At 57.5% G+C, this 22,530-nt stretch carries 14 protein-coding genes; 8 read left to right on the top strand and 6 right to left on the bottom strand.

Translation table 11 applies throughout. The features are described 5' to 3' along the window. Positions 1–296: 296 nt before the first annotated feature. The 3 genes from NHH03_RS11640 to NHH03_RS11630 form a co-directional block, all read right to left on the bottom strand. Complete coding sequence (locus tag NHH03_RS11640; RefSeq protein ID WP_253156218.1) at positions 297–4,214, bottom strand: PQQ-dependent sugar dehydrogenase; 3,918 nt, start codon at positions 4,212–4,214, stop codon at positions 297–299. Positions 4,215–4,252: 38 nt separating this feature from the next. Next, positions 4,253–5,458 carry a DUF1559 domain-containing protein gene (locus tag NHH03_RS11635; protein ID WP_253156217.1) on the bottom strand — a complete coding sequence of 402 codons (1,206 nt, stop codon included), beginning with the start codon at positions 5,456–5,458 and terminating at the stop codon, positions 4,253–4,255. 89 nt (positions 5,459–5,547) lie between these two features. Continuing rightward, positions 5,548–5,745 carry a hypothetical protein gene (locus NHH03_RS11630; RefSeq protein ID WP_253156215.1) on the bottom strand — a complete coding sequence of 66 codons (198 nt, stop codon included), beginning with the start codon at positions 5,743–5,745 and terminating at the stop codon, positions 5,548–5,550. A 220-nt stretch (positions 5,746–5,965) separates the two neighbouring features. Between NHH03_RS11630 and NHH03_RS11625 the strand changes: the two genes are divergently transcribed. Together NHH03_RS11625 and NHH03_RS11620 are read left to right on the top strand one after the other, a co-directional pair. Further along, complete coding sequence (locus tag NHH03_RS11625; protein ID WP_253156213.1) at positions 5,966–6,529, top strand: sigma-70 family RNA polymerase sigma factor; 564 nt, start codon at positions 5,966–5,968, stop codon at positions 6,527–6,529. After that, positions 6,526–8,358 carry a FecR family protein gene (locus tag NHH03_RS11620; protein WP_253156211.1) on the top strand — a complete coding sequence of 611 codons (1,833 nt, stop codon included), beginning with the start codon at positions 6,526–6,528 and terminating at the stop codon, positions 8,356–8,358. Before NHH03_RS11625 ends, NHH03_RS11620 begins: the two co-directional genes overlap by 4 nt. 97 nt (positions 8,359–8,455) lie before the next feature. Here the strand turns inward: NHH03_RS11620 and NHH03_RS11615 are convergent, their stop codons facing one another. Then, positions 8,456–9,919 (bottom strand): BBP7 family outer membrane beta-barrel protein, encoded by a 1,464-nt coding sequence (locus NHH03_RS11615; protein WP_253156209.1) that lies wholly within the window; start codon positions 9,917–9,919, stop codon positions 8,456–8,458. A 309-nt stretch (positions 9,920–10,228) separates the two neighbouring features. Between NHH03_RS11615 and NHH03_RS11610 the strand changes: the two genes are divergently transcribed. The 5 genes from NHH03_RS11610 to NHH03_RS11590 all read left to right on the top strand — a co-directional run bounded on the left by NHH03_RS11610 (position 10,229) and on the right by NHH03_RS11590 (position 17,629). Beyond that, positions 10,229–10,633, top strand: coding sequence for a heavy-metal-associated domain-containing protein (locus tag NHH03_RS11610; RefSeq protein ID WP_253156206.1), 405 nt, complete (start codon positions 10,229–10,231; stop codon positions 10,631–10,633). Between the two features lie 87 nt (positions 10,634–10,720). Next, on the top strand, positions 10,721–11,500 hold the full coding sequence (locus NHH03_RS11605) for a sirohydrochlorin chelatase (protein ID WP_253156204.1): 780 nt from the start codon (positions 10,721–10,723) through the stop codon (positions 11,498–11,500). Next, entirely contained in the window at positions 11,497–13,380 is a 1,884-nt protein-coding gene (locus NHH03_RS11600) for a tetratricopeptide repeat protein (RefSeq protein ID WP_253156202.1), read from the top strand. Before NHH03_RS11605 ends, NHH03_RS11600 begins: the two co-directional genes overlap by 4 nt. Before the next feature lie 90 nt (positions 13,381–13,470). Continuing rightward, complete coding sequence (locus NHH03_RS11595) at positions 13,471–14,730, top strand: LL-diaminopimelate aminotransferase (protein WP_253156200.1); 1,260 nt, start codon at positions 13,471–13,473, stop codon at positions 14,728–14,730. Between the two features lie 100 nt (positions 14,731–14,830). Next, complete coding sequence (locus NHH03_RS11590; RefSeq protein ID WP_253156198.1) at positions 14,831–17,629, top strand: hybrid sensor histidine kinase/response regulator; 2,799 nt, start codon at positions 14,831–14,833, stop codon at positions 17,627–17,629. Positions 17,630–17,697: 68 nt separating this feature from the next. Here the strand turns inward: NHH03_RS11590 and NHH03_RS11585 are convergent, their stop codons facing one another. Further along, positions 17,698–20,211 carry a patatin-like phospholipase family protein gene (locus tag NHH03_RS11585; RefSeq protein ID WP_253156197.1) on the bottom strand — a complete coding sequence of 838 codons (2,514 nt, stop codon included), beginning with the start codon at positions 20,209–20,211 and terminating at the stop codon, positions 17,698–17,700. Between the two features lie 86 nt (positions 20,212–20,297). Next, positions 20,298–22,145 (bottom strand): chloride channel protein, encoded by a 1,848-nt coding sequence (locus NHH03_RS11580; protein ID WP_253156196.1) that lies wholly within the window; start codon positions 22,143–22,145, stop codon positions 20,298–20,300. 172 nt (positions 22,146–22,317) lie between these two features. Here NHH03_RS11580 and NHH03_RS11575 point away from each other — a divergent pair, with 172 nt between their 5' ends. Then, entirely contained in the window at positions 22,318–22,503 is a 186-nt protein-coding gene (locus NHH03_RS11575; protein ID WP_253156195.1) for a hypothetical protein, read from the top strand. Positions 22,504–22,530 lie beyond the last annotated feature (27 nt).

The raw sequence follows: 22,530 nt of genomic DNA, 5'->3' as shown, positions 1-22,530 counted from the left end.
GCTGGCGGGGACCCAAACGCTGGTGGGTTTGGGGATTTTGAAGTGGCGCTTCGATGGTAACCCGACGCGTCAGTTTTGAAGTTGCGCTTTTATGGTAACCCGACCGGGCTGTTGATTTAATTAGCCGGTCGCTAGTTGGTGTGGAGGATTTATCCGACCGGCTTTATTCTTCGCAGAAAACCCTCACCCGAGTCGGATAAATCCTCCACACCAGCGCCGTTGAAGTGATGCGTCGGGTTACCGTAATAGCGCAACTTCAAAACTCACGCTTCGGGCTGTGATGAAAACGTCGCTCCCTAGGATCCGGACCATGGCGTCGCAGGCAGGTCGCGAACCTGTTGCTGCAGGCGTTTGAGGTCGATTTGCTGGCCCGGCTGTGGATACGGATTGGGTAGCAAATGCCAGACCTCGGTGAACGATGCCGACTGACCCGGTGCCAATGTTTCGCCTGGACCGATCGGTTCAATTTCAATCGTCTCTCCTGTTTCTGGGGTCCATGTGGCTAGGGTCAGCCCGGCGACTTCCAGATAGGGTCGATCAGGAAAAGTGGGGAACTGTTTAATGAACATCAGGTCGGAACGCTGCTGATGCGCCACCCAGCCCGCCATGGTTTCCATCCCCAGTTTTGGACTGAGCGGTGGTCCGGTGATCTGCAGGAATCCGTCGCGGACCTCCACCGCGGGGTCGTCCGGTTTCAGTTGCAATGCGCCCTGTTCATAGCGAACATAGTGCCGCGGGAAACGTTGAAATCCCTGCAGTGGGATCAGACAAATTCCGGCGCCGTTGGCCAGTGTTCGGCTCCAGTGGCAACAGGTCAGTGTGCCGTCGGAAAGGTTCAAGATCGATTGTTTGCAAGTCAGTCGTGACGAGTTTGCATCAAGGGTGAAGTCGCGGACCAGTCGCACCCCGATCGCCGCGTCGGGGCTAGTCAATCGGACCGAGAGTGGGCTCATTCGCTGGGCGGTCCATTTACCCAAGAACAATTCAGGTCGCTTTCCAGTGACCATTTCGGGGCCGATATCAAAACGCCCCCCTGAAGGGTCTTTTTTCCACTGCAGACGGTTGCCGGGATCGTCGCTGCGGCCCGAGTCGGCAGTACCCAAGTCGTACGCCGAGACGAACAGGGCATTCTTGCCGTTCAAGGAATACTCCAGAATTCGTCCGCCGCTTTGCGGACACACTACGACTCGGGTCGAATCATTTTCGATGACCGGACAATTCTGATAGCGACCGAAGTCTTGTTGTTTGGGCTGCGGCGTTGATTTTGGCGGTACCATTAAGAACGCCAGCAGGTCAGCCACTTCTTGGGGCGTCATCGTGGCCAACAGCCCAGCGGGCATCAACGATGTTTCGCTGGGCCGTTGCATTTCGATTTGATCGTCCTTGATCTGGACCGTTCGGCTATCGGGCAACTGCAGGGTCAACGCGGACGATTCGCGATCCATCACGCGACCGGTGAGGATTTGTCCGTCAGTGGTCACCACAGTCGTCGCGCGCCATTGGGGAGCAATCGTATGACTGGGGAAAATCAACTGTTGAAGTAATGCGCGTTTGTCGCGTTTGATGTCAGGGGAATCCAATGCCGGGCCGGTCGCTGTGCCAATGCCACTGTGGCGGTGACACTCTCTACATTGAGATGCGGCGGATTGGAAAAACCATTGTCGCCCCCGTTCTGCATCGCCGGCTTGCATCAGCAGTTGTTCGATATCCGGCGTGTCGCCGACCACGTGAGTCCGCTTGCTGGGGGCAATCCAGGGCTGCAGTAGTCCGGCGACGACGGGGTCAGTTGTACGGTTGACCAGCTGGCTGACCTGCGCGGCTGCTTGTGTCGGTGGCAGATCCAAGCGTTCCCGCCAAGCCAGCATGGCGTCGGAGGTTGGCGTTGCATTGGCGGGGGGCTCGCCGGATGGTTCCATCGCGGCGATCCAGTCCCACAGCAACTTGGCGCCTTCGAGGTCCGGTTCCTGGCATCCCAATCGTGGCATACTGCCCGGGCCGGCGGTGGCCAATCGATACAGCAGCACCGAGAGTTCCGGATGCCCCGGCGCGATCAACTTTGCTGCGGCGCCGATCCCAAAGTCTCCTTGGGAGGGAACAACATCCAGTGCGGACATCTGTTCGTTGGAATCGCTACGGCGAAGGTGCAATCCGGATGATGCGCCGCCGGCCGGGCGGTGGCAATGTCCGCAGTTCATCGCCAGGTAGGACCGGGCGCGCTCATTCAGGTTGTATTGAGGGTCCGTTGGATCAACCAGCCGCTGCCGCGCCGGTGATCGAGCTGGTGTGACGTATCCTGATTCGACCAACGCACCCCAAGAACGAAACTGGTGAAGTGGATCTGGATGGGCTGGCGAGGGTGGCGTCCCCTGTTCGGAGCGAGACAGGTTTTCCGGTGTTAGCGACATGCCGCCCTGGTTGAAGACGTGGTGGCAGGTTGAGCATTGGTCGCGGGCAGCAAACCTGTGTTGAATAGTGCGAACGCCGAAACGCGGGTCGTCGAGACGCAATTCACGTCGGGCACCGGACGCAGGCACCAGTTCGGCGTCGGACTGTGATTCATTCCAGCGGTAGGTGTAGGGATTCCAGTTCAGGCCATCGAACAACAGTACCTGTGTCTCGATGCGCTCCTGTCGTTTCCGGCCCGAGAGGTCAACCACTTGGCGTGAGAGTGTGTTGGCAAACACCGTTCCAACCGGGTACTGGTTTTTGGCCGGATCAACCGGTTGGTCCGTCGGCACCGCGACGATTCGGTCGCCCTGCAATCCGTCACGGAACATTGTCGCAGTCGGTTGGTAGCGAACCACACCTGGTGCAGGCGTCAGCCGGTCGAGATCACGAAACAACCCGGTTCGACTTAGCAATCGCGGGAACGATTCGTCATAGGTCGCCCGATCGTTTGCGACCAGGCGGTAGATTCCTCCACCCATGTCAACGACGAAGACCTGTGTTTCGCCGTGGTGATCGCTGGTGAAGAAGTCGATGATCCGTAGGCCAGTGCTGGCAATCTTGCGAGGTGCCGGCGGCGTGTCGCTGTGAACGTCGACCGACCAGACGTTGCCGTTCATGTAGCAACCATACAGGTAGTGTCCTGCAGCGGGCATTTGTCGGGTTTGATCGACACTATCGGTCCAGCAAACGCCGTTGGGCACAAACACTCCACCGGTGATGGATTGCGCTTCGCTGCGTGGGATCACGATTGCCGCTTCAATCCGAGGGCCGGGGCCGGCCGTTTGATTTGGATCCACCGGGTGCGGACCTTCATACAGACTCCAGCCATGGTTGCCGCCCTTGACGATCTGATGAACCAGCTCACATCGTTCCCAGCCGACATCAGCAACCCACATCGCATCGGTTTGCGGATCGAAAGCGGCGCGAAAGCCGTTGCGTAAACCGAACGCATAGATCTCGCCGCGAGCACCCGGTCGATCGACAAAGGGGTTGTCCGTTGGAATCCTATACGGTTGATCTTTCACCGCGCCGGCGACATCGATCCGCAGCACGCTGCCGCGCAAGTCCGATAGATCCTGAGCCGTTTTCATTGCGTCAGGTGGAAAGGGTCGGGCCCCGTCGCCGGTGGTGACATACAGCATGCCATCGGGACCAAAATTCAACGAGGCGCCGACATGATCGCCCGAGGGATAGGTGATCAGATCGAGTCGCGATTGCGGATCGATGGTGGGTGGGTTCGCGCGGTCGAGGGTGAATCGAGAGACGCGCGTGCCGCCAGAAATCTCCAACGGCCGAATGCCCCAGACCACGTAAACATGCCGATTGGATTTGAAATCGGGATCGAGAGTCGCGTCACGAGCCGCAGCGATTTTTTCGCCCGCTGTCGTCTCTGCAAGGGCGCCGATGTCTAGCGCCAGTTGGGCGGTTTGCACATCATCGTTGCGAACGAACGTTAGCAGTTTGCCGTCGCGTTGAAGCACCAGACGACGATCGCAGCCCGGTAAATCCATCACCGTGACGGGAGAATCGAGCTGTAGATGGGGGTGCACTCGCTGCACGCGGATCGGCAGCGGCGGCTCAGGCGAACCCTTGAGACGCGATTCGGTCCAGGCGGTGTGTGACTTGGCCGTGGCGGGCTGTGGTGGTTGCCCGCTGATCGACGAAGTGATCGCCGTCACCAACACCCCTACCACGACCCAACGCACACACCCCACCCAGATCTTTGGCAAACACCTATTGGGCGAGAGCACTGAGGCACCTTCCATTTGGAATGATCGTTCGTTCGGTTTAACAAGCCCTCGCACTAGAGTTCTTCTTGAATGACTTCGCCGTTGGCGCGTGTCCCCAAGGCTCCCCACAAACCGTACGGACTTGCTTGGCCGGCAACGACGCGCTGTGTGGCTCGCGAGTCGCCTGCTTCGATCGAATCACTAATGAACTTCACTGCGCCGTCGGTCAGCAGGATATGGACCCCGCCTTGGTGCCGGCTACTCGCCGACCAGTTGCCCTCGGTCCACTCGTTGTTGTTGGAAAGACAGAGTTCCGAGTTCGGCGGCAGAATGGTATTGAACGCGGTGTGAATGTGTGCCACCGCCGCCCAGTTAAATCCACGTCCCAATCCGTCCCGCAACGGGCCGGTGTAAATCGCCGGGTTGGGATCTTGGGCCGGAAACGTCGCCGGTGCCCAGAATCGAGGTCGTTCGGGATCCATTTGACCGTTGTCAAAGCAGAATTTGGCGTTATCGATCACGCTGCCGCCATTGGAGTAGGAGCCGCGTGTGCGGATGTCACGGTCGCCCAAATCCGTCGCAATTTCTGCGCACAGTATGGTATTGCTGGTGCCATCCAAGAAGTCGCGAAACTTCATTGATTTGCGAGGCACAAAGGCGCCGCGCAGAAACCGTGCCACACCGTTGGCGCGGCCGGTCGGCACGGGACCGCCGGTGTTGCTGACCAATCCGGCAAACGAGTTCAGGTTCGAATCACCATAGTTGGCGGCATAATTGGTTCGCCCCATCGCCGGCAAGCCGACACCGGGGTCGCTGGGACAGCGAAAACCGGGGATTTCCGTGACATGGGGCGTGTACTCGTAGTGGCCGGTTCCCGGTTTTGGCCCCATCGGTTCCCACGACGGGGTTGGGCCGAGGCCCGAGTCGTTCAGCAGCGGATTGGAGATCTGTTGCCACAATCCTTGCTGTTCGATGAAGGGCAGCACGCCGACCAAGTAGCTCAAGTGCAGTTGGCTGGTGATCCGCGAGTCTTCAAAGATGTTCGTCGTCGCCCGGTCCCAACCGGTTCCGCTGCCTTGGATCGGCAACTGTTTGTAGGCGGAGTGGTAATTATGAACCGCCAGACCGATCTGTTTGAAATTGTTGCTGCAGCTCATGCGGCGAGCCGCTTCGCGGGCCGCCTGGACTGCCGGCAACAACAGCCCCACCAAAATTCCGATGATTGCGATCACGACCAACAGTTCCACCAACGTGAAACCGGACCTGTTTTTAGAGTTCATTCGATTAACCTAACGCGAATAGAAAAGACGAAAAACGTGAAAAGAATTTACGAGCGCGCGATCGAGTGTCCGCGGTTGTTTGCAATCGGCTATTGCGCCGACTGTCCGCTGAGAGAGTCGTCGAGTGCTTGCTGTTGTTCGGGAGTGATCTGGTATGGGTTTTCGCTTGGGGGAGGCATGTCGATGACGCCTCCTTGGTTGCCGCCACAACCAGTCAAGTTGAACCCGGCAATGCAGAGCAGGGCCATGGCAAGCGAGGGTCTGACGAAGGATTTGATCGGGGGCATCACTGCGGGCCTGCTCTGGGACGGGGGAAGGAAAACGGGCGGGGAAGCTCGCCTCTAGGGAGTTCATCCCCTACAAAAATGTCTCGTACGGGCTTTTGAAGGCCTTACCAGAAAAAGTTGAAAAATGTTTCAAGAACCTTCTCGGTAACATCTCGGCTAGCCGTACGAATTCCCTGGTAGAGGGTGTTGTCCACACTGCTTTCCCCCCGGATAAATGAAGATGAATGAGCCAATGGAACCGACCGATTGCTACGAGTTGTTCCTTCAGCTATTTAATCAAAACCGCAGTCGTCTCTTTGCCTATATCCGTTCGCTGTTACCCAACAACGCAGACGCCGAAGATGTCTTTCAACGCTGTAGCGTGCTGCTATGGCGAAAGATTCATCAATTCGATCAACAGCGAGACTTTTTCCCCTGGGCCTGTGGTGTGGCATACTACGAGGTGCAAAATTTCCTGCGTGTCTCCGGTCGCAGCCGGCTACAGTTTGACGATGCCCTGATCAATCAACTGTCGGAGCGACGTTTAGAAACCGCTGACGACCTGGGGACCCGTTTGGATGCGCTACGATTGTGTGTCCAGCAGTTGCCCGGTCACGATCGATCAATGGTCGAAGCGGCGTACCATGAAGGCGAGACCTTGGTCGATTACGCCAAGCGATCGGGACGCTCATTGAGGACCCTCTACAACCGGATGAGCTTAATACGTCGACAGTTGTCAAGCTGTGTCGAACGAAAGCTGTCGGTGTCCGAGAATCAAGTGATTAATCAGGGAGCTGCATCATGAGCGATTCTGCGGCACAGGAACGCGTGCGTCAGTTGGTCGATCGCTTGTTGGATGAAACCATCACCCCCGAACAGCATCAAGAATTGCAGTCGCTATTAAAAGCGGATCAGGGGTTGCAGGATTTTTACTTGCGGCAAATTGAAATCGATAGCGCCATGCGAGAGTGTCTCTCGCTGGCACAATCCGATCCCGAGCCCCCGTTGATTTCGCCACGGGGCGATGCGAAATGGATGCAAAGCGAAGATCATTCCGAAAGTGACAGCGCCGGTGGGCGGCCGACTCTGGCTTGGACGATCGCCGCGATTGCCACCAGTCTGTTGATCGGGATGTGGCTGTTCTCCTTCGACGACGAGAATCCGGGAGCTAGGAATCCGGGTGGCTCTGCGAGTGATCCGCTGCAGCCCGGTGCGCTATCGCAGCGGCAGGCGGTGTCGGTGGCAACGCTGATGATGAGCGAGGGTTGCCGCTGGGATCGGCGTGCGCTGCCTGGTCAACGATCCGCTTGGCCGACTGGTCAGACGTCCGTTCGCAACGGCACGCCGCTACAACCCGGCCGCCTGCGACTACTGGAGGGGACCGCGGTCGTCCGCTTTCAAAGCGGTGCCGCAGTGGTACTGGACCAAAACTGTGATCTGGAATTGGTTTCACGCGGATTGGCACGTGTCCATCATGGGCAGATGACAGTTCATGTTCCTGATGAGGCAATTGGATTCACTTTGTTGACTCCCACCGGGGAAGTGGAAGACCGAGGCACCGAATTTCGACTCGATGTCAAGTCTTCGGGGGCAACCGAAGTCCATGTCTTGGACGGTGAGGTGTTGGCTCGTTTTCCCCAGGCCTCGGCCGATTCAAAAACGCTGGTCAAGGGCCAGTCGATCCGCGTCGATACGGTGGGGTTGTCGACGGTCAATTCGGTCCCCGTCAAAGGCGAAAGTTTTGTTGATCAAGTTCACCAAGCGATCGATCAAGACCCCGGCAGTGTTGTCTTGTATGAAAGTTTTGACACCCTTAGACCTCCGGCTGACATCTCGCAGGGTGCAGCACCCGACGCTGTGTCATTGCGGTCGAAGAAGAGCGGCCCCAGCAGTTTCGGCTGGAGCGGACAATGGCAATACCCGGGCAATATGCACAATGGTCTAGCCAAGACTTCGACCATCGGCAAAATCGAAGTCCGCCGCGCCGATGCCGCTGATTCGAATTCATCTCGGGCGCATCCCTTCGGGACGCTGCATCCATCGGACGATGCAAAAGCGTCTTACCTGCGATTTTCTCAGGGGCGCAATCTGATGATTCGTGAAATGGTTCGCCCCATTGATTTTCGATCCGATCAAGAGTTATTCGTTAGTTTTGTGATTCGGCGAGGGGGATTGGCTTCTGCAGCCAGCCCGCCTCCGCAGGAAGACGACGTCTGGAAGAAAAAAATTCATGAATCGTTGCGGGTCACCTTTCGTTCGCAAGACAATTACTGGGGGCCCTCGGTCTCGTTGAACTTCAGCTCCAGCGGACGGCCATTGATCGGACTCGGGAATAATGACTCGTTCGCTTCGGCCGCCAGATTCGTACGCAATGGGCCGTTGTTGTGGGTCACCAAAATCCAGACACGCGACCAACAATCCGACAAAGTCTGGGCGCGTGTCTACGAAGCCGATGAACCGATCCATTTGATCGAGCCCACGGTTTGGACTTGCATGACCGAGGATTTCTGGTCGGACGCGATTCTTGATCTGGCGATCATCACGGGCAGTGGTCCGCAGGAACAATTTTTTGATGAGCTGCGGGTTGGCACCAGTTGGCCTAGCGTGCTGCCGTCGATCCCGGTTCGGCAGTAGTGATGCGTCACCGCGAATTGGTAGGATGATCCCCGTGTCCGATCAATCGCGTCTCCCATCGTTTTGCGTTCGACAGATTTCGAGAGAGAGAGCCCACTTAGAACTGCAGCTCGCCGCCCAGATTCAATCCGTGTGCGATGTAGTCTGACTGGATCCATTGGACCTGCGGGCGGAGCGCACCGGTCAGCGGATCACTTTCCTCGGGAATCAGTCCGGGGTTGATGTCTGTGTCAATTTGCTCGCCGGCACGGATGACGTTTGGCAGATAGAGCGCCGAGTAGCCAATCGTGAAATGGAAGCGGTCTGTCACTCGCAGACCCAATCGCAGCCTGAGTTCAGGAACGAACACGAACTGGTCTCGTGTGAACGAGCCGCTGTTTGTGCGCTGGGCGTACAGTCCGCCAGGATAAGTGTCGGTCACACCGGATTCGGTGTAGGTGGTGTTGCCGTTGATGTTGAGTGTTTGTTTGTTGTTGCCCAGTGCCACGCGCAGTGCCGATTCGAACCAGCCTCGCTGTAAGGGTTCAACATGAATCACACCCAGTTGCAAACCGTTGAATTGGTTCTTGGTGCGGAAGTTGTCGGTCAGGGCGACCGATCCGGGAGCCGACGTCAATTCAGATTGAAGACTCTCGTTGATTTGCAGGGAGTCTTCGAGTTTCAGGTATCGATAGCCGATCAGCCAATCGGTCCGCTCACGCGCCCCACAGGGCTGGCAGCAAGTTCCGGTGGGCGGGCACAGTGCGAACCGTCCGCTTAGCAGATAGGACATCAGTTCGGAATCCGATTGCACGTTCACGCTGCCGCTGACGATGTCCGGATAGGAAAGCAGTTGCGCGGTTTCTTGGCCGGAATCGATATCGAAAAAGGGGCGTGCCAAAATCACCGAACCGTCGCTGTATCCGGTGTAGCCATCGTCCTGTCCGCCGACCCAAAAGAATTCACTTTCGAGTGATGCCCGTTGTTCTTTGGTGAACCACATTCCGCTGCGAGTCATGAATCCGCTGGTCGCGCCACCATTGATTTTTCCGCCACCGAACAGGACCGAGGTTCCGGGTTCGCCCAACACACCCGCAATGTCTTGGGGCGTCCCAGCGGGACTGGTCGTGACCAGCGGGGGAGTTCCCATGCCGGAAGTGTCCCACAACAAGTATTCGGCTCGGAAATAAAATCGCGAGTCCAGGCGTTGGCCAAGATTGCCCATGAACGAACCGCCAAGCATTCCAGATTGCATGGTCGGCGGCATGTCGACGATTGGAGCATTCAATCCTGGCGGCTGAGCGTTTCCCAAATAGTAGGGGTCGTCCACGATATAGGGGGCGGTCGCAGTGTACCCTTGCGAACCACCGAAAATGGGCCCGTTCAAAAATCCACCGTTGCCAAAGATTCCAACCGCCGGTGCCACACCTGCGTTTGCCGCAGAATTCAGTTGATAGGGATCACCCCAAGCGGGGATGGAGGCCGGGGGCGAGGTGACGAAGGGTTGTGGCGGGGCTGACTGTGCCGCAGCGATGCCGCCTGCGAACAAGCCGGCCCCGATTAGCAGGCCAACCAGTACCAATCGCGCAATGAAATGCCTGCAAACGACAAAAAAGTCGCGGCAAACTGCTGCAGCTGGATTCGGTGCGAGGGACGGCAAGCGGTACAACGAGCAGGTCTCCGGGCGAAAAACCGCCTAAAAAGAGGAAGCACGCAGGAATTTGTTCAAGTTTTCGGCGTTTGCAGCCGAGCTGACCGGGAAACTGCGATAATTGACCACTCCGCGTCAAGATGAAACGATAGCGGCAGCTACGAAAGCAGCCGGAACGGTCGTTTTTCAGTCGCCCTTTCTGCCCACATTACCTGTCCCACCGATTTAAGGATTTTCTCGATGCGTTCGCTTGCTTATGCCGTCGCCATTTTGGCCGCCGCTGGAATCATGTACTTCATCACCGTCAGTCCGGATGCGTCGAGCGACGCGCAGCCGGCCGCCAGTGAATCCGTCGCGTCCGAGTCGGTCGCGTCGATCACCCCACAGACCGATGTCAACACAGCATCGCTGACGCTGAACGTGCCGGAAATGCATTGTCCGTTTGCCTGCTATCCCAGTGTGAAAAAGAGCCTGGAGCAGCGTGACGATGTGGTGGCGGTCGAACTGGCACCCCAAAAAGAAGAGGGTGTGATCGACAATCGCCAAGTGATCGTGACCTATCGCGAAGGGTTCGATCCGCAGCAAGCGATTGCGTCGCTGAAGTCCGACGGATTTGACGGATCGTCGGTCGCGACGACACCGTAAATCAAGCACGGTGAATCAAGCACGGTGAATTCCACATCGTGAGTCCAACCACAGCGTAAGGAACTAGGCATCGCAAGTACGTGTAAGGTGGCAGAACAACCAGACGGCATCTTGCTGATCGGACATGGGACACGTGACGCCGAGGGGACGCGTGAGTTTTTTCAACTCGCCGATCTGCTGGCCAAGTGCCTGTACCCGCATCCGGTGGCAGGTTGCCTGTTGGAATTTCAACAGCCGACGATCGCCGAGGGCTGGCGGAGCCTGGTGGACCAGGGCGTGCGTCATGTCCGTGTCGCGCCGCTGTTGTTATTTGCCGCCGGTCATGCGCGGCAGGATATTCCGCGAGCCATTGTCGCGTGTGCCGCCGAAACGCCGGGTGTGACACACAGCCAGTCGGGGCCGTTGTCTCGCGCCCCGTCGATCATACGCTTGTTGGGAGATCGAATCGAACAGGCCGCTGCGGAGTCCGACATGTCATTGGGCCGTGAGACCGCGTTGGTCGCCGTCGGACGTGGCAGTTATGATCCCTGCGCCCAGGCCGACATGCAGGTGTTGGGGCAGGTGGTTGCGCGACGTGCGGGTTTGATCCATCACGCGGTCGGATTTTATGCGATGGCCCAACCGCGATTGCCCGACGTATTGGACCGCGTGGCATCACGACCGGAAGTTCGCCAGGTGATCGTTCAGCCACACCTGTTGTTCCAAGGCCGACTGTACGATGCGATCGTTCAGCAAGTCGACCAGGCGGCGCAGCGACACCGACAGGTTCGATTTGTCGTCGGTCGCTATTTGGGGCCCAATGAAGCCGTGGCCCAGGCCGTTGCACGCCGCGTCTTGGTGGGCCCTGAACCGGTTGTGGTTTCGTGAGTCGCAAAAAAGCTTTTGTATCCACCCGTCGCCGCTCGGCATCTACAGTGTCTGCGGCAGCGCTGCCAAAGTCCCCGCAGACCTCCGGCGATTCGGTTTGGGAACATTTCGCGGTCCAGCTAGCGGCGATTTGTGCGTTGGGGTTGCTGTTGCGGTTGGTGCATCTGTTTCAGACCCAGACGGTGCCATCGACGCTGCATTTGATTGGTGACGCCAAGGGCTATTTTCAGTGGGCAGAGCGGATTGTCGGGGGCGAATGGTACGGCCGTGAAACGTTCTACCAGGCTCCACTGTATCCCTACTTCATTGCCGTCATTTTAAAGTGCTTTGGCAGTGGTGTGACGGCGGTTCGCATCGTTCAGGTGATCTTGGGAACCGTGTCGATCGGGTTGATTGGGGCGACCACCAAATCGCTGTTTGATCGACGCAGTGGATTGATCGCGGCGGTGATGTTGGCGGTTTTTCCGGCTGCGATCTACTACGACGGATTGATTCAGAAAACGTCGTTGGCGTCGTTCCTATTGTGTTTGTTCTTGTATTGGTTGACGCCGTTGATGGGGCGGCCGGGCGGCAGCCCAGAGGAAGTCAAAACCGATCAACCAACCGGCGGCACAAGGCCCTCGGGAGATGTGGCGGGCTGGAAAGTGATCGCCTGTGGGATCACGCTGGGCTGCTTGATGTTGGTGCGTGAGAACACATTGTTGTGGTTGCCATTGCCACTGATTTGGATTTGGCTGGGGCGCCGTGATAGCGTCAGCCGATCGCAGGGGGACGACTGGGATGGCCGGACACGGACGCTGTTTTCGGCGTTGTACTGCGCCGGGTTGTTGTTGGTGCTGTTTCCCGTTGCGGCGCGCAACGCCTCACTGGGCGGCGAGTGGTCGCCGACGACGTTCCAGGCCGGACCGAACTTTTATATCGGCAACAATCGATTGGCAAACGGAGTCTATTCGCCCTTGGTTCCTGGTCATGAGACGCCACTTCATGAGCGCAGTGATGCGGTGCGATTGGCCGAACAAGCAAGCGGTCGCGAATTGTCTGCACGAGAGGTTTCGCGTTTCTATTTTCAAAAGACTTGGCAGGACATCCGCAGCGCGCCGGCCGATTGGTTGACGCTGCTGGGGATTAAGTCATTGATGGTGGTCAATTATTTTGAAGTGCCCGACGTAGAAAGCATGGTTGTCTATCGGGATTACTCGGTGGTCCTGTTGATGTTCGACCGTCTTTGGCATTTCGGAGTGCTGGTGGCGCTGGCGTCGGCTGGGCTGGTGTTGACGATCGACCAATGGCGACGATTGTGGTTGTGGTATTTATTGATTGTGGTGTTGATCGTGGCGATCGTTGGCTTCTTTGTCTTGGGCCGCTATCGATACCCGTTGGTCGCGTTGATGATTCCGTTTGCCGCAGCGGGAATCAGCAGGACGATCCAAGCTGTTCGCTCGGGCCAAACGGGGCGGTTGATTGCCGCCGCCACGGCGGCGCTGCTGACCGCAGTGGTCTGTCACCTTCCGGTTCATGACACCGGGCGATTTGCCGCCAGTTCATTTGCCAATTTGGGTGCTGCGTCGGCGGAGAGCGGTGACATGCAGCAGGCGCTCTCGCTGTTCCGCCGCGCGGCCAGCGAAGCGCCGTCGATGCCCGAGGTGCATGTCAATTTAGGGCGGGCGCTGTTGGCGACCGGCCAACCGGTCAACGCTGTCAGCGAGCTGCGATTGGCGCTGGCCTTGGAACCGAACTTGGCGGATGTCGACTATTTTCTAGCCACTGCACTGGAGCGGACGGGGGACCGGCAAACGGCGCTACTGCATTATCGGCGTGCGGTGGCGTTGGATCCCAGCAACCAGCGGGCTGCGGCAGCGCTCCGTCGATTGGGGGGCTGAATCATCGTTTCCGGCACTCGCGAATTCTGCCGTCGGGGTTTATCATTCACGCTCGTTTGAACCTTGTCGACCAATTTTCTTAGTACAGACATGTCCACTGCTGCTGAACCTGAAGTCAAAGATCCCTATTTCCAATCGTTGTTCGCTGATCGCATCGGTGGTGCGGGGTACGGAAAAAGCACCGAGATCTACAAGTTCGAAAAAATCAAACGCGCCAAGCGAACGGCGTTGGAAACACACCCCGATCGGCAATTGCTGGATTTCGGGATCGGTGAAAATGACTCGATGGCCGACGAATCAGTCCGTCGAGTGATGGCCGACGAGATCAATCAGCCCGCCAACCGAGGCTATGCGGACAACGGCGTGGCCGAATACAAGCAGGCAGCGGCGCGATTCATGCAACGCCATTTTGGCGTCACGCTCGACCCACAGTCGCAGATCAACCACTGCATCGGCAGCAAGCCGGCTTATGCGATGCTGCCGGCCTGTTTCATCAATCCCGGTGACGTGACGATGATGACCGTTCCGGGCTATCCGGTCGCCGGGACGCACACGCGCTACTACGGTGGCGAGGTCTATCGTTTGCCATTGTTGGCGGAGAATGATTTTCTGCCCGATTTGGACAGTGTGCCTGACGATATTTTCCGCCGCACCAAGATGATGGTGTTGAACTACCCGAACTCGCCGACCGGTCGCTTGGCGACGAGAGAGTTCTTTGAAAAGGTCGTGGCACTGGCCAAGGACAAAGAGTTCATCGTGGTCCACGACGCGGCACACATCATGCTGACGTTCGATGGCAAACCGATGAGTTTCCTGGAGACACCCGGGGCGATGGATGTCGGCGTCGAAGTGCATTCGATGAGCAAGGGATACGACATGATTGGCTGGCGGATGGGATTCGTGGCCGGTCACCAGCGGATCGTGTCGGCGTTTGCCGATGTCAAAGACAACAGCGATAGCGGTCAATTCATCGCCACCCAAAAAGCCGCCGCGGCGGCCTTGGACGACGATTCGATTCCCGCCCGGATCCACGCCAAATACAAACGGCGGATGGAGAAACTGGTCGCCGTGTTGACTGACTGTGGGTTCGATTGCGAGATGCCCGGCGGGACCTATTTCCTGTACACGCCGTCTCCCTCAGGCACCGAGAGCGGCGAAGTGTTTGCCAAGGCCGAAGACGCCACGCGGTTTTTGATCGAGCAATTGGGAGTCGTCACCGTGCCGTGGGATGATGCCGGGGCGTTTCTGCGATTCAGCGTCACCTATGTTGCAGAGACCGAAGCGGAAGAAGACGCCTTGATGGCCGAAACCAAACGCCGCTTGAGCGACGCCAAGTTCACACGCGCCTAAAATAGAGACGCAGTGGCGAAGTCCACTATTGGCAGTGAGCCACCCCGGTCGTCGGGGCAAATGGCCGAGGCGAAGAGTCGGATTTTACAGGCATTTGGGCATGTCAAGTGAGTTTTGGCGATCGAAATGCGAGCCGTCACAAAAGCGTCTCGACCAATCTGAAACGACGGTTGAAAATGTCCAACGCGGTGATGTGCTGGCGACGTCGTCCGCGCTGATGCAACTGGCTTTGGAGAACACAGTCGATGCCGTGGTCACGCTCCGGGCCGATGGGCGAATCGACTTTCTGAACCAAGCCGCGCAACGCATCAGCGGTTGGTCCCAGGCACAGGCCGTCGGTCAACCCTTCGAATCGCTGTTTCGCTGGGTTTGCGAATTGACAGGGCGCCCGATCGACAACTTGCTACAGCGGTGCATGCGTGATACCGATGCCGCAGGCGACATCAATCCTGTCCCAGATCAATTGCTATTGGTTGCTGGTGATGGCACGCGGCGCCCGGTCGATTTAAACACCGATCTCCTGCGTGATGAACAGGGCAATCAGGTCGGAATGGCGTTGGTTTTCCGTGACCTCACCGAGCAACGTCGAAACGACTTGGCGGTTCGCGAGGTTCAATCACGACTCAATTCGACATTGGCTGCTGGTGAAATCGGAACATGGGAGTTCGATTTAGTCGATAACATCGTGCATGCCGATCCCAACCTAAAGCAATTGTTTGGCGTCAGTGATCAAGCCGCTTGTGGAGGAGAGTTGCAGGATTACATCGCGGCCATCCACCCGGACGACCGCGCATCGGTTGTCCGGTCGATCGAACAGGCGATTGAGTCTGGCGATACCTATGAAGCGACCTACCGTGTACAGCCCAACGGCCAAGAAATTCGCTGGGTGATTGCTCGCGGTCGAGTCGAACGCAATTTGGCCGGGCATGCAGTTCGGTTGCCGGGGGTGGTGGTCGATATCAGTGCTCAGCGGCGGGCCGAACGGGAACTGCGAGACGCCGAAGCAAGATGGCGATTGGCATTGGAATCCGCCGAAATGGGCGCTTGGAATATCAATCCGGACACCAACACGCTGACATCTGATGAGCGTTTTCGTGTGATTTTCAGCGGCTCGACAGACCCGCTGACCTACGAACAGGCATTCGCCGCCATTCATCCTGACGACCGGCAACACATTCGAGACGGTGTGGCTGCGGCAACGCGTCCCGAAGATCCCCAGCCCTATGCGGCAGACTATCGAGTGGTGCATCCTGACGGAACCATTCGCTGGGTGTTTGCAAAAGGGCGGGCGAATTTTGAAGATCGCGGCGGGCGTCGCCAACTGGTTAGTTTTGACGGCACCGCAGTTGATATTACTGATCGCGTTCGCGTCGATGAAACATTGCGTGAAAGCGAAACGCATTTTCGGCAGTTGGCCGATGCGATTCCGCAATTGGCGTGGAGTGCCCAGCCCGACGGTCAAATCGACTGGTTCAATAATCGTTGGTACGAGTATACCGGCACGACTTTGGAACAGATGCTCCATGGTGGATGGCAAACCGTGCACGACGAACGTACGTTGCCACAGGTATTGGATCGTTGGCAGGCGTCACTCGATAACGGCGTACCGTTCAATATGGAGTTTCCGCTGCGTGGTGCTGATGGAGTCTTTCGCACGTTTCTGACCAAGGTGATGCCGCTCCGCGATGCCAGGGGGGACATCAGGCGATGGTTCGGAACCAACACTGACATTAGCGAACAACACCAGATGCAGGAAGAACTGCGGCGGGTTGCTGCAGAGTTATCGGATTCGGATCGGCGCAAAGACGAGTTTTTGGCGACACTCGCACACGAGCTTCGCAATCCTCTCTCGCCGATCAAGGCAGCGACCCATTTGATGCAGATGGTCGAAGATGATCCCGATGAGTTCCGGGAGCTGAGCCAGTTGATCGATCGTCATGTGGATCAAATGGTGCGATTGATTGACGACTTGCTGGATGTCTCACGCATCAGCCGTGGGAAAATCGAGTTGCAAACCAAACCCTGTGATTTGCGTGATGTGGTTCGCAACGCGATGGAATCGACGCAGCCATTGATCGACCAACGCTCTCACACGCTGCACGTGCATACCAGTGACCGACCACTGATGTTGATCGGTGATGCAACCCGGTTGTCGCAGGTATTGGTCAATTTGTTGAACAACGCTGCCAAATACACCGAACCCAACGGACAGATTTGGTTGTCAGTCACAGCCGACGACCAGGAAGCATTGATCGAAGTCCGAGACAACGGTATTGGCATCGCGGCGGCGGATTTGATGTCGGTGTTTGAGATGTTTCACCAATTGCACGCCGAAAAGCAGCAGGGTCAAGGCGGGCTGGGGATTGGGTTGTCGTTGGTTCATTCGTTGATTGCACTGCACGGAGGATCGATTGAAGTAGAAAGTCAGGGGCTCGGCCAGGGATGCAAATTTAGTGTGCGGTTGCCGTTGATGCGTGAGCCCATGGCGCAGGCCGATGAAGCGAAATCGATTGCACCGAAACGCTCGCCACGACGCAGTTTTCGGGTCTTGGTGGTCGAGGACACACGGGCGAATCGTGTGCTGATGGTGCGGCTGTTGCAGCGAATGGGGCATGTGGTGGAGCAGGCAAGTGACGGTGCAGAAGGATTGGAACAGGCTCGTGCGTTCGCCCCCGAGATCATTTTTTCCGATATTTCAATGCCCGTCATGAACGGCTACGAAATGGTGCACCAGCTAAGAACATTTGACGACCAATCCTATGTCGTGGCCCTCAGCGGCTATGGGCAAGAGAGTGACCGCCAGCGCGCAATCAACGCCGGATTCAACAGTTACATGGTCAAACCAGTGCGTTTCACGGCACTGGTTGAGTTATTTGACGAACTGGCAACCAAGGCTTAGAGCGATCGCCCAGGCCTCCTCGGTCGGCAGAGTCGCTGGCCGTTCCGATCGGCCATGGTTTGCCGATCTCAGTGCGAAGAATGGCTATTGTCCATGTCCAGCCAGCGCCATCGGCACTCGTAGCGATAGTCGCTTTCGGGGTTGATCAGTTCAAACGTCGCGATCGAGCCGATGGGCAGTTCGACCGTCATCGTTGCTTGAACCAGTTCGACCTGTTCGGGGTGATCGATCGGGTAGCGATTGAGTGCGAACTGGTCGTGATCACGGCCTTCGGGTAGCAACACCCAAATCCGTGCCAATCCGGTTTTGGCCGCGATCGTGAATCGGAACTTGGCGATGCCGTTTTTCTGGTCCGCCATGGTGTCCGACAGCACTTGATTGACCATCAACGAGGTGTCGGTGCCAATGGGGACGTGCGAAAAATCCAGTGCCGTTTCAAACAGGTACTGCTCTGGCCCCAGTTTCAGGCGAGTGTGAGTGGGTTGCAGATTCTTGGGCAGAAACTCGACGCGCATCGACGGATCGGAGGTTGGCAATTGAATCCGTAGATGGGAGCGATCCAGCGCTTCGGGCGTGCGGCGGAATCGAAACCGGGCGTGCATCCGTGCCGGATGCTCGATTTGCTCGTGTTCGGTCCAGCCGCGCAAGTCATAGATCCGGTCGTCGGTGATGACGTCGTATCCGGTGAAATCCAAGGGTTTGACCGAATCAACTTCTTCAAACGGGATCACCGGCATCGCCGGTTTCCGTCCGTTGTGCAGCAGATCGAGAACGTCGCGATAGATCGGGCTGGTTTCGGCGACCGCCGTCAACACATAACCCTGGCGAACGCTGGTTCGATGGGCTGTGTACATTACGTAGGGCAGTGTCAACGTGACAAAGGCCAATAGCGGGATCCACAGATAGGTCGGCCAGTCGTGAAAATCGAACAGTGTGCTGACCGTTCGTCGCGACGATGAACGTTGCAGTTTTCTAGCCGCCGGTAACACTTGCTGGTGTTCCGATAGGGATTGGGCCGCGCCGCCCAAATCGTATCGATTCCCCAAGGGGTCCCAGGGGGCATTGTCGGGCACGTTGTCAGAGAGTTTGGTTCCGCTTTCGCGAAACACTTGGCGGGCGACACAGTAGCCGTGTTGGACCAGAGATGAAATTTCCAGGTCTGAAAATTTATCCATGTCGGTCCGGATCAAAGCGGCCTGGCGTTGGATTTCCGGATGCGGTGCCGTGGGGTCTTGGTTTTGCCGGACTTGGCGTGTGATCGGAAAGAACAGCGCGCCTGCGGTATCGGCAAACGATTCGGTTTCCAGTTGGTTGACACGATCCATCAGAATGTCGGTCGAACGCAGCGCGGTGCTCAGCAGGCCGCCGGCGCGTCCACCCGAACGGATTTTGAAACTGGCTCCCGCATCACTGACCAGCACTCCGTCCAATTGATTGGGGCCGGATTTGATGCAGGGACGACCGCCGATATGTCGCAGCGCCGCTGACGCCAGTTCACAGTTCAACCAGATCCGATCACCGATGTCCGGCTCCTGACCGCTGGAGACGATTCGATGGAGTTTCGCCTGGGCTTGCTGGTCGGATAGCGGCAACGATTGGAAGGCAGGAATTCGATACAGTTCTTCGGTCCGCGAGACTTCGGAGAGTCCGACGAGTAGCGAATTAATCTGCTGGGCGCCATCGACACGAACCGATTGGTCCGACGAGCGAGCGCTATTGCGGAGGATGCGATCGGTCAATTCGCGTTGGGCGGATCCGGCGGGCATGCTGGCACCCGACATCACGGATTCTGCAAAGGCTTCCTGATCGAGCACGTCCACCGTCGCATCGGCTTCGGCACGGCGGGGGGCGTTCTGTTGGAGGTGGTGAAACATTCGCAACCCAATGTTGTCATAGATTCCACCGTCGGTAAACGAATGCCGATCGAATTCGCCCGACTTGGCACCAACGTCTCTGCCACAGAGTTCCAGCGGGGGGAAAAAACCGGGAAAGGCGGACGATGCGGCGACCGCCATCGGCACCGTCGCCAGCCCCATTTCAACCTCTTCAAAATGAACTTGTTTGCCGCACCGCGATCGTCGTTGCAGCAACAGCCCCTCGCGATAAAACGCACACAACGAGCCTTCGCTCAGGTTGGTGGCCAAGATATACAGCCGCGGCGATTCGGGCAGATTGAATAATCCGGTATCGCCGTACAAGAAATTTTCATAGTGCTGTTCCAGCAATCCGGCCCGTGTCAATTGTCGACGGGTGGACAACCGTAAAGCTCGGCGGGTGGTATTGACCATGGACGCCAGCGGAAATCGGCGGACGATTCGATTGCGAACATCCAGTTGCAAGAACGCCAGCAACTCGCCTGAAACCTGGTCGAATTCTTCGTCGCTACCACAGTAGCGGTCCCAATTGAGTACCAAGTGCGCGCCGATCACGCTGCCGCCGGAAACGGAGGTGATATCGGTGACATTGGCCAGCGTGTTTGCGTCACGCAGGAAGCGGATCACACCGAGATGATAGAGAGCTGCGCGAAATCCGCCTCCGGAAAGGGCGAGTCCGAATCGTCGGTCGGAGGCGTTCGTGTTCACTTGGAATCCATCCCAATGGTTGAACGAGCGGGGAACTGTCGATGACAAATTAGTCAAAATGACGTTTCCGCCGCTACCCAGTTTTTCTATCCATCCGCAGCGGCTTGTTTGTGCTCCATCAGCCGCTGGTTGTAGGCCGCGATAGCTTCCTTACGTCGCAGCATCCCGAGCAGCGTGCCTGGGTTTTCCGGATCGATCACTGGCAATTCGTCCAGGTTGGTCGATGTGAAGCGTTTTAGGGCGGAGTTCAAGTCGTCATTGGGGGAAACGCTGACCACACGACTGGACATCACATCGCTGGCAACCGCCAGCGACCAGATCGAATCATTGAACAGATAGGACCGTACGTCGTCGTCTGAAAAGATCCCGACCATTCGGTGTTGCTGGTCCACCACTGGGAAATAGTGCTGATTGTGCTCGGCCAGGCGATGCACGATCTCGTCCAGCGTCATCGCTTCGGGGATCATCACGATGGACTGATCTTTGGGATAAACGTCGCTGACTTTGAGACCTTCCAGCACGTCGATGATAAAATCACCGCGATGGGCTTTTGAATCCATTCGGGTGGGGACCTGTTCCCGATACAGTCGCCAACGACTGCATGCGACGAACGTGAGTGTGGTAACCAGCATGGTCGGAACCAACAACCCAAAGTCGCCGGTCAATGCACGGACCATGATGATCGTGGAGATCGGCGCGCGGGCGACGCCGGCAAAGAAACCGGCCATGCCAACGACCGCGTAGGCTTCCGGTTCGACCACGACGGTCGGCCACAGGTCATGAAAGAACAACCCGATGGATGCACCCAGACAGCCGCCGATGATCATCGAGGGTCCGAACACGCCGCCGGATCCTCCTGATCCGATTGACAACGAAGTGGTGGCAATTTTCGTGAGAGCAATGGCCACCAACAGTGGGATACCAAGCGACGCGGATTCGGTCAGCACGCCTTGCAGTGTTCCATAGCCCGTTCCCAACACCGCCAAGGCGCGTTTGTCACCGGAGAATAAATACAGCACCGCAATTCCCAATAGTCCCGCCAGCGCGGCTCCGATCGCAGGGCGAACGTGTGGCCAAATCGGTAGCCGGCGGAACCAGTTGCCGGTTTTTTCAAAGGTCGTCACGTAGGCGATCCCGGCAAAAATCATCAGTAGCGCCAGCACCGTGTAAGGAATTAGCTCGACCGGTGATGTAAACGAGTGCTGCAGTTGGCGACCGAACAGCGGCATGAACCGAGTCTCGCTAGGCAGGACTTGGCTGAAAACACTGTAGGCCACGATCGATGACGTTGCCGCCGGGACAATCACGTCGGCTTCCAAATCGGAGTCGCTGTACAGGATTTCGCCGGCAAAAATGGCTCCGGCCAAGGGGGCCCGGAAAATGGCCCCCACGCCGGCCCCCATTCCAGCGGCCAGCAAGATCCGTCGGTCGCGATGGGATAGTCCGAGACGAGTTCCCAAATAGGAACCCATTCCTGCGCCGATCAATGCAATCGGGCCTTCTTGGCCACCCGATCCACCGGTCCCCAGTGTGATCGCCGAAGCCACCATTTTGATCAGTGGCACCCGCGGACGAATGATGCCACGTTTGTTGTGGAACGCGTCGATGACGGTGTTCCCCCCCGCCCCATCGGCTTCGGGCGCCCAGCGATACACAATCATCCCAGAAACCAGGCCACCGATTGTCATCACGACCACAATCATCCAGGGGCGGAAGACTGTCGTGGAGACCTCAAACAAGCCTCGCTCGCCGGTCGGTGAGGGAGGGATATAACCGGCGAATTCACCCAGCGTGTAACGCACCACAAGCTGGCCGAGAATATAGAACGCGATCGCACCGATCCCTACGGCCACGCCAACAATCATCGACAGCACGAACCAGCGCCCCGACACATGAAGGTCGAAGGTGTGCATGATTTGGCGGAGAATTTTCACGTGATCGTCACTGGCCGGTCAGAATGTGGGAGCCCTCTAGGGTGAACCGTTTTAAGTGTCTTGGCAATCCGGTGAACGGTCAGCCACGCGGTGGTGGTGCGTGTTACAATTTGTCCCTGGAATAAACACTGTCGTTGTCGCCTCATCATGTACCCATTGAACCAAACGAATCATGACCAGCAGTCCCGACCTGTCTACAGGTAAGTTGAACGTTTTCCAAGGCCGCAAGAATGGCAAATCAGCTGAATGGGTCTTGGTCAAAGCGTCGACCGAGGGTGGCAAGGTTGCCTACCCCGCCCAGCCACCGACGTTTGAAGGTCAGGTCGTCGCCGTGCCGGTAGCCGAACATTCCCGTTAGTGATGCGTCAAACCGGCCAAATGGCCT

It is taken from the genome of Stieleria tagensis (assembly GCF_024129865.1).
Lineage (GTDB): Bacteria > Planctomycetota > Planctomycetia > Pirellulales > Pirellulaceae > Stieleria > Stieleria tagensis.
This window is presented reverse-complemented; position numbering and strand designations above follow the sequence as displayed.

Bases quoted from the DNA above. Each gene is read 5' to 3' on its own strand.
- NHH03_RS11630 (WP_253156215.1), bottom strand. From the start codon at position 5,745: ATGCCCCCGATCAAATCCTTCGTCAGACCCTCGCTTGCCATGGCCCTG.
- NHH03_RS11590 (WP_253156198.1), top strand. From the start codon at position 14,831: ATGTCAAGTGAGTTTTGGCGATCGAAATGCGAGCCGTCACAAAAGCGT.
- NHH03_RS11640 (WP_253156218.1), bottom strand. From the start codon at position 4,214: ATGGAAGGTGCCTCAGTGCTCTCGCCCAATAGGTGTTTGCCAAAGATC.
- NHH03_RS11625 (WP_253156213.1), top strand. From the start codon at position 5,966: ATGAATGAGCCAATGGAACCGACCGATTGCTACGAGTTGTTCCTTCAG.
- NHH03_RS11620 (WP_253156211.1), top strand. From the start codon at position 6,526: ATGAGCGATTCTGCGGCACAGGAACGCGTGCGTCAGTTGGTCGATCGC.
- NHH03_RS11575 (WP_253156195.1), top strand. From the start codon at position 22,318: ATGACCAGCAGTCCCGACCTGTCTACAGGTAAGTTGAACGTTTTCCAA.
- NHH03_RS11610 (WP_253156206.1), top strand. From the start codon at position 10,229: ATGCGTTCGCTTGCTTATGCCGTCGCCATTTTGGCCGCCGCTGGAATC.
- NHH03_RS11595 (WP_253156200.1), top strand. From the start codon at position 13,471: ATGTCCACTGCTGCTGAACCTGAAGTCAAAGATCCCTATTTCCAATCG.
- NHH03_RS11635 (WP_253156217.1), bottom strand. From the start codon at position 5,458: ATGAACTCTAAAAACAGGTCCGGTTTCACGTTGGTGGAACTGTTGGTC.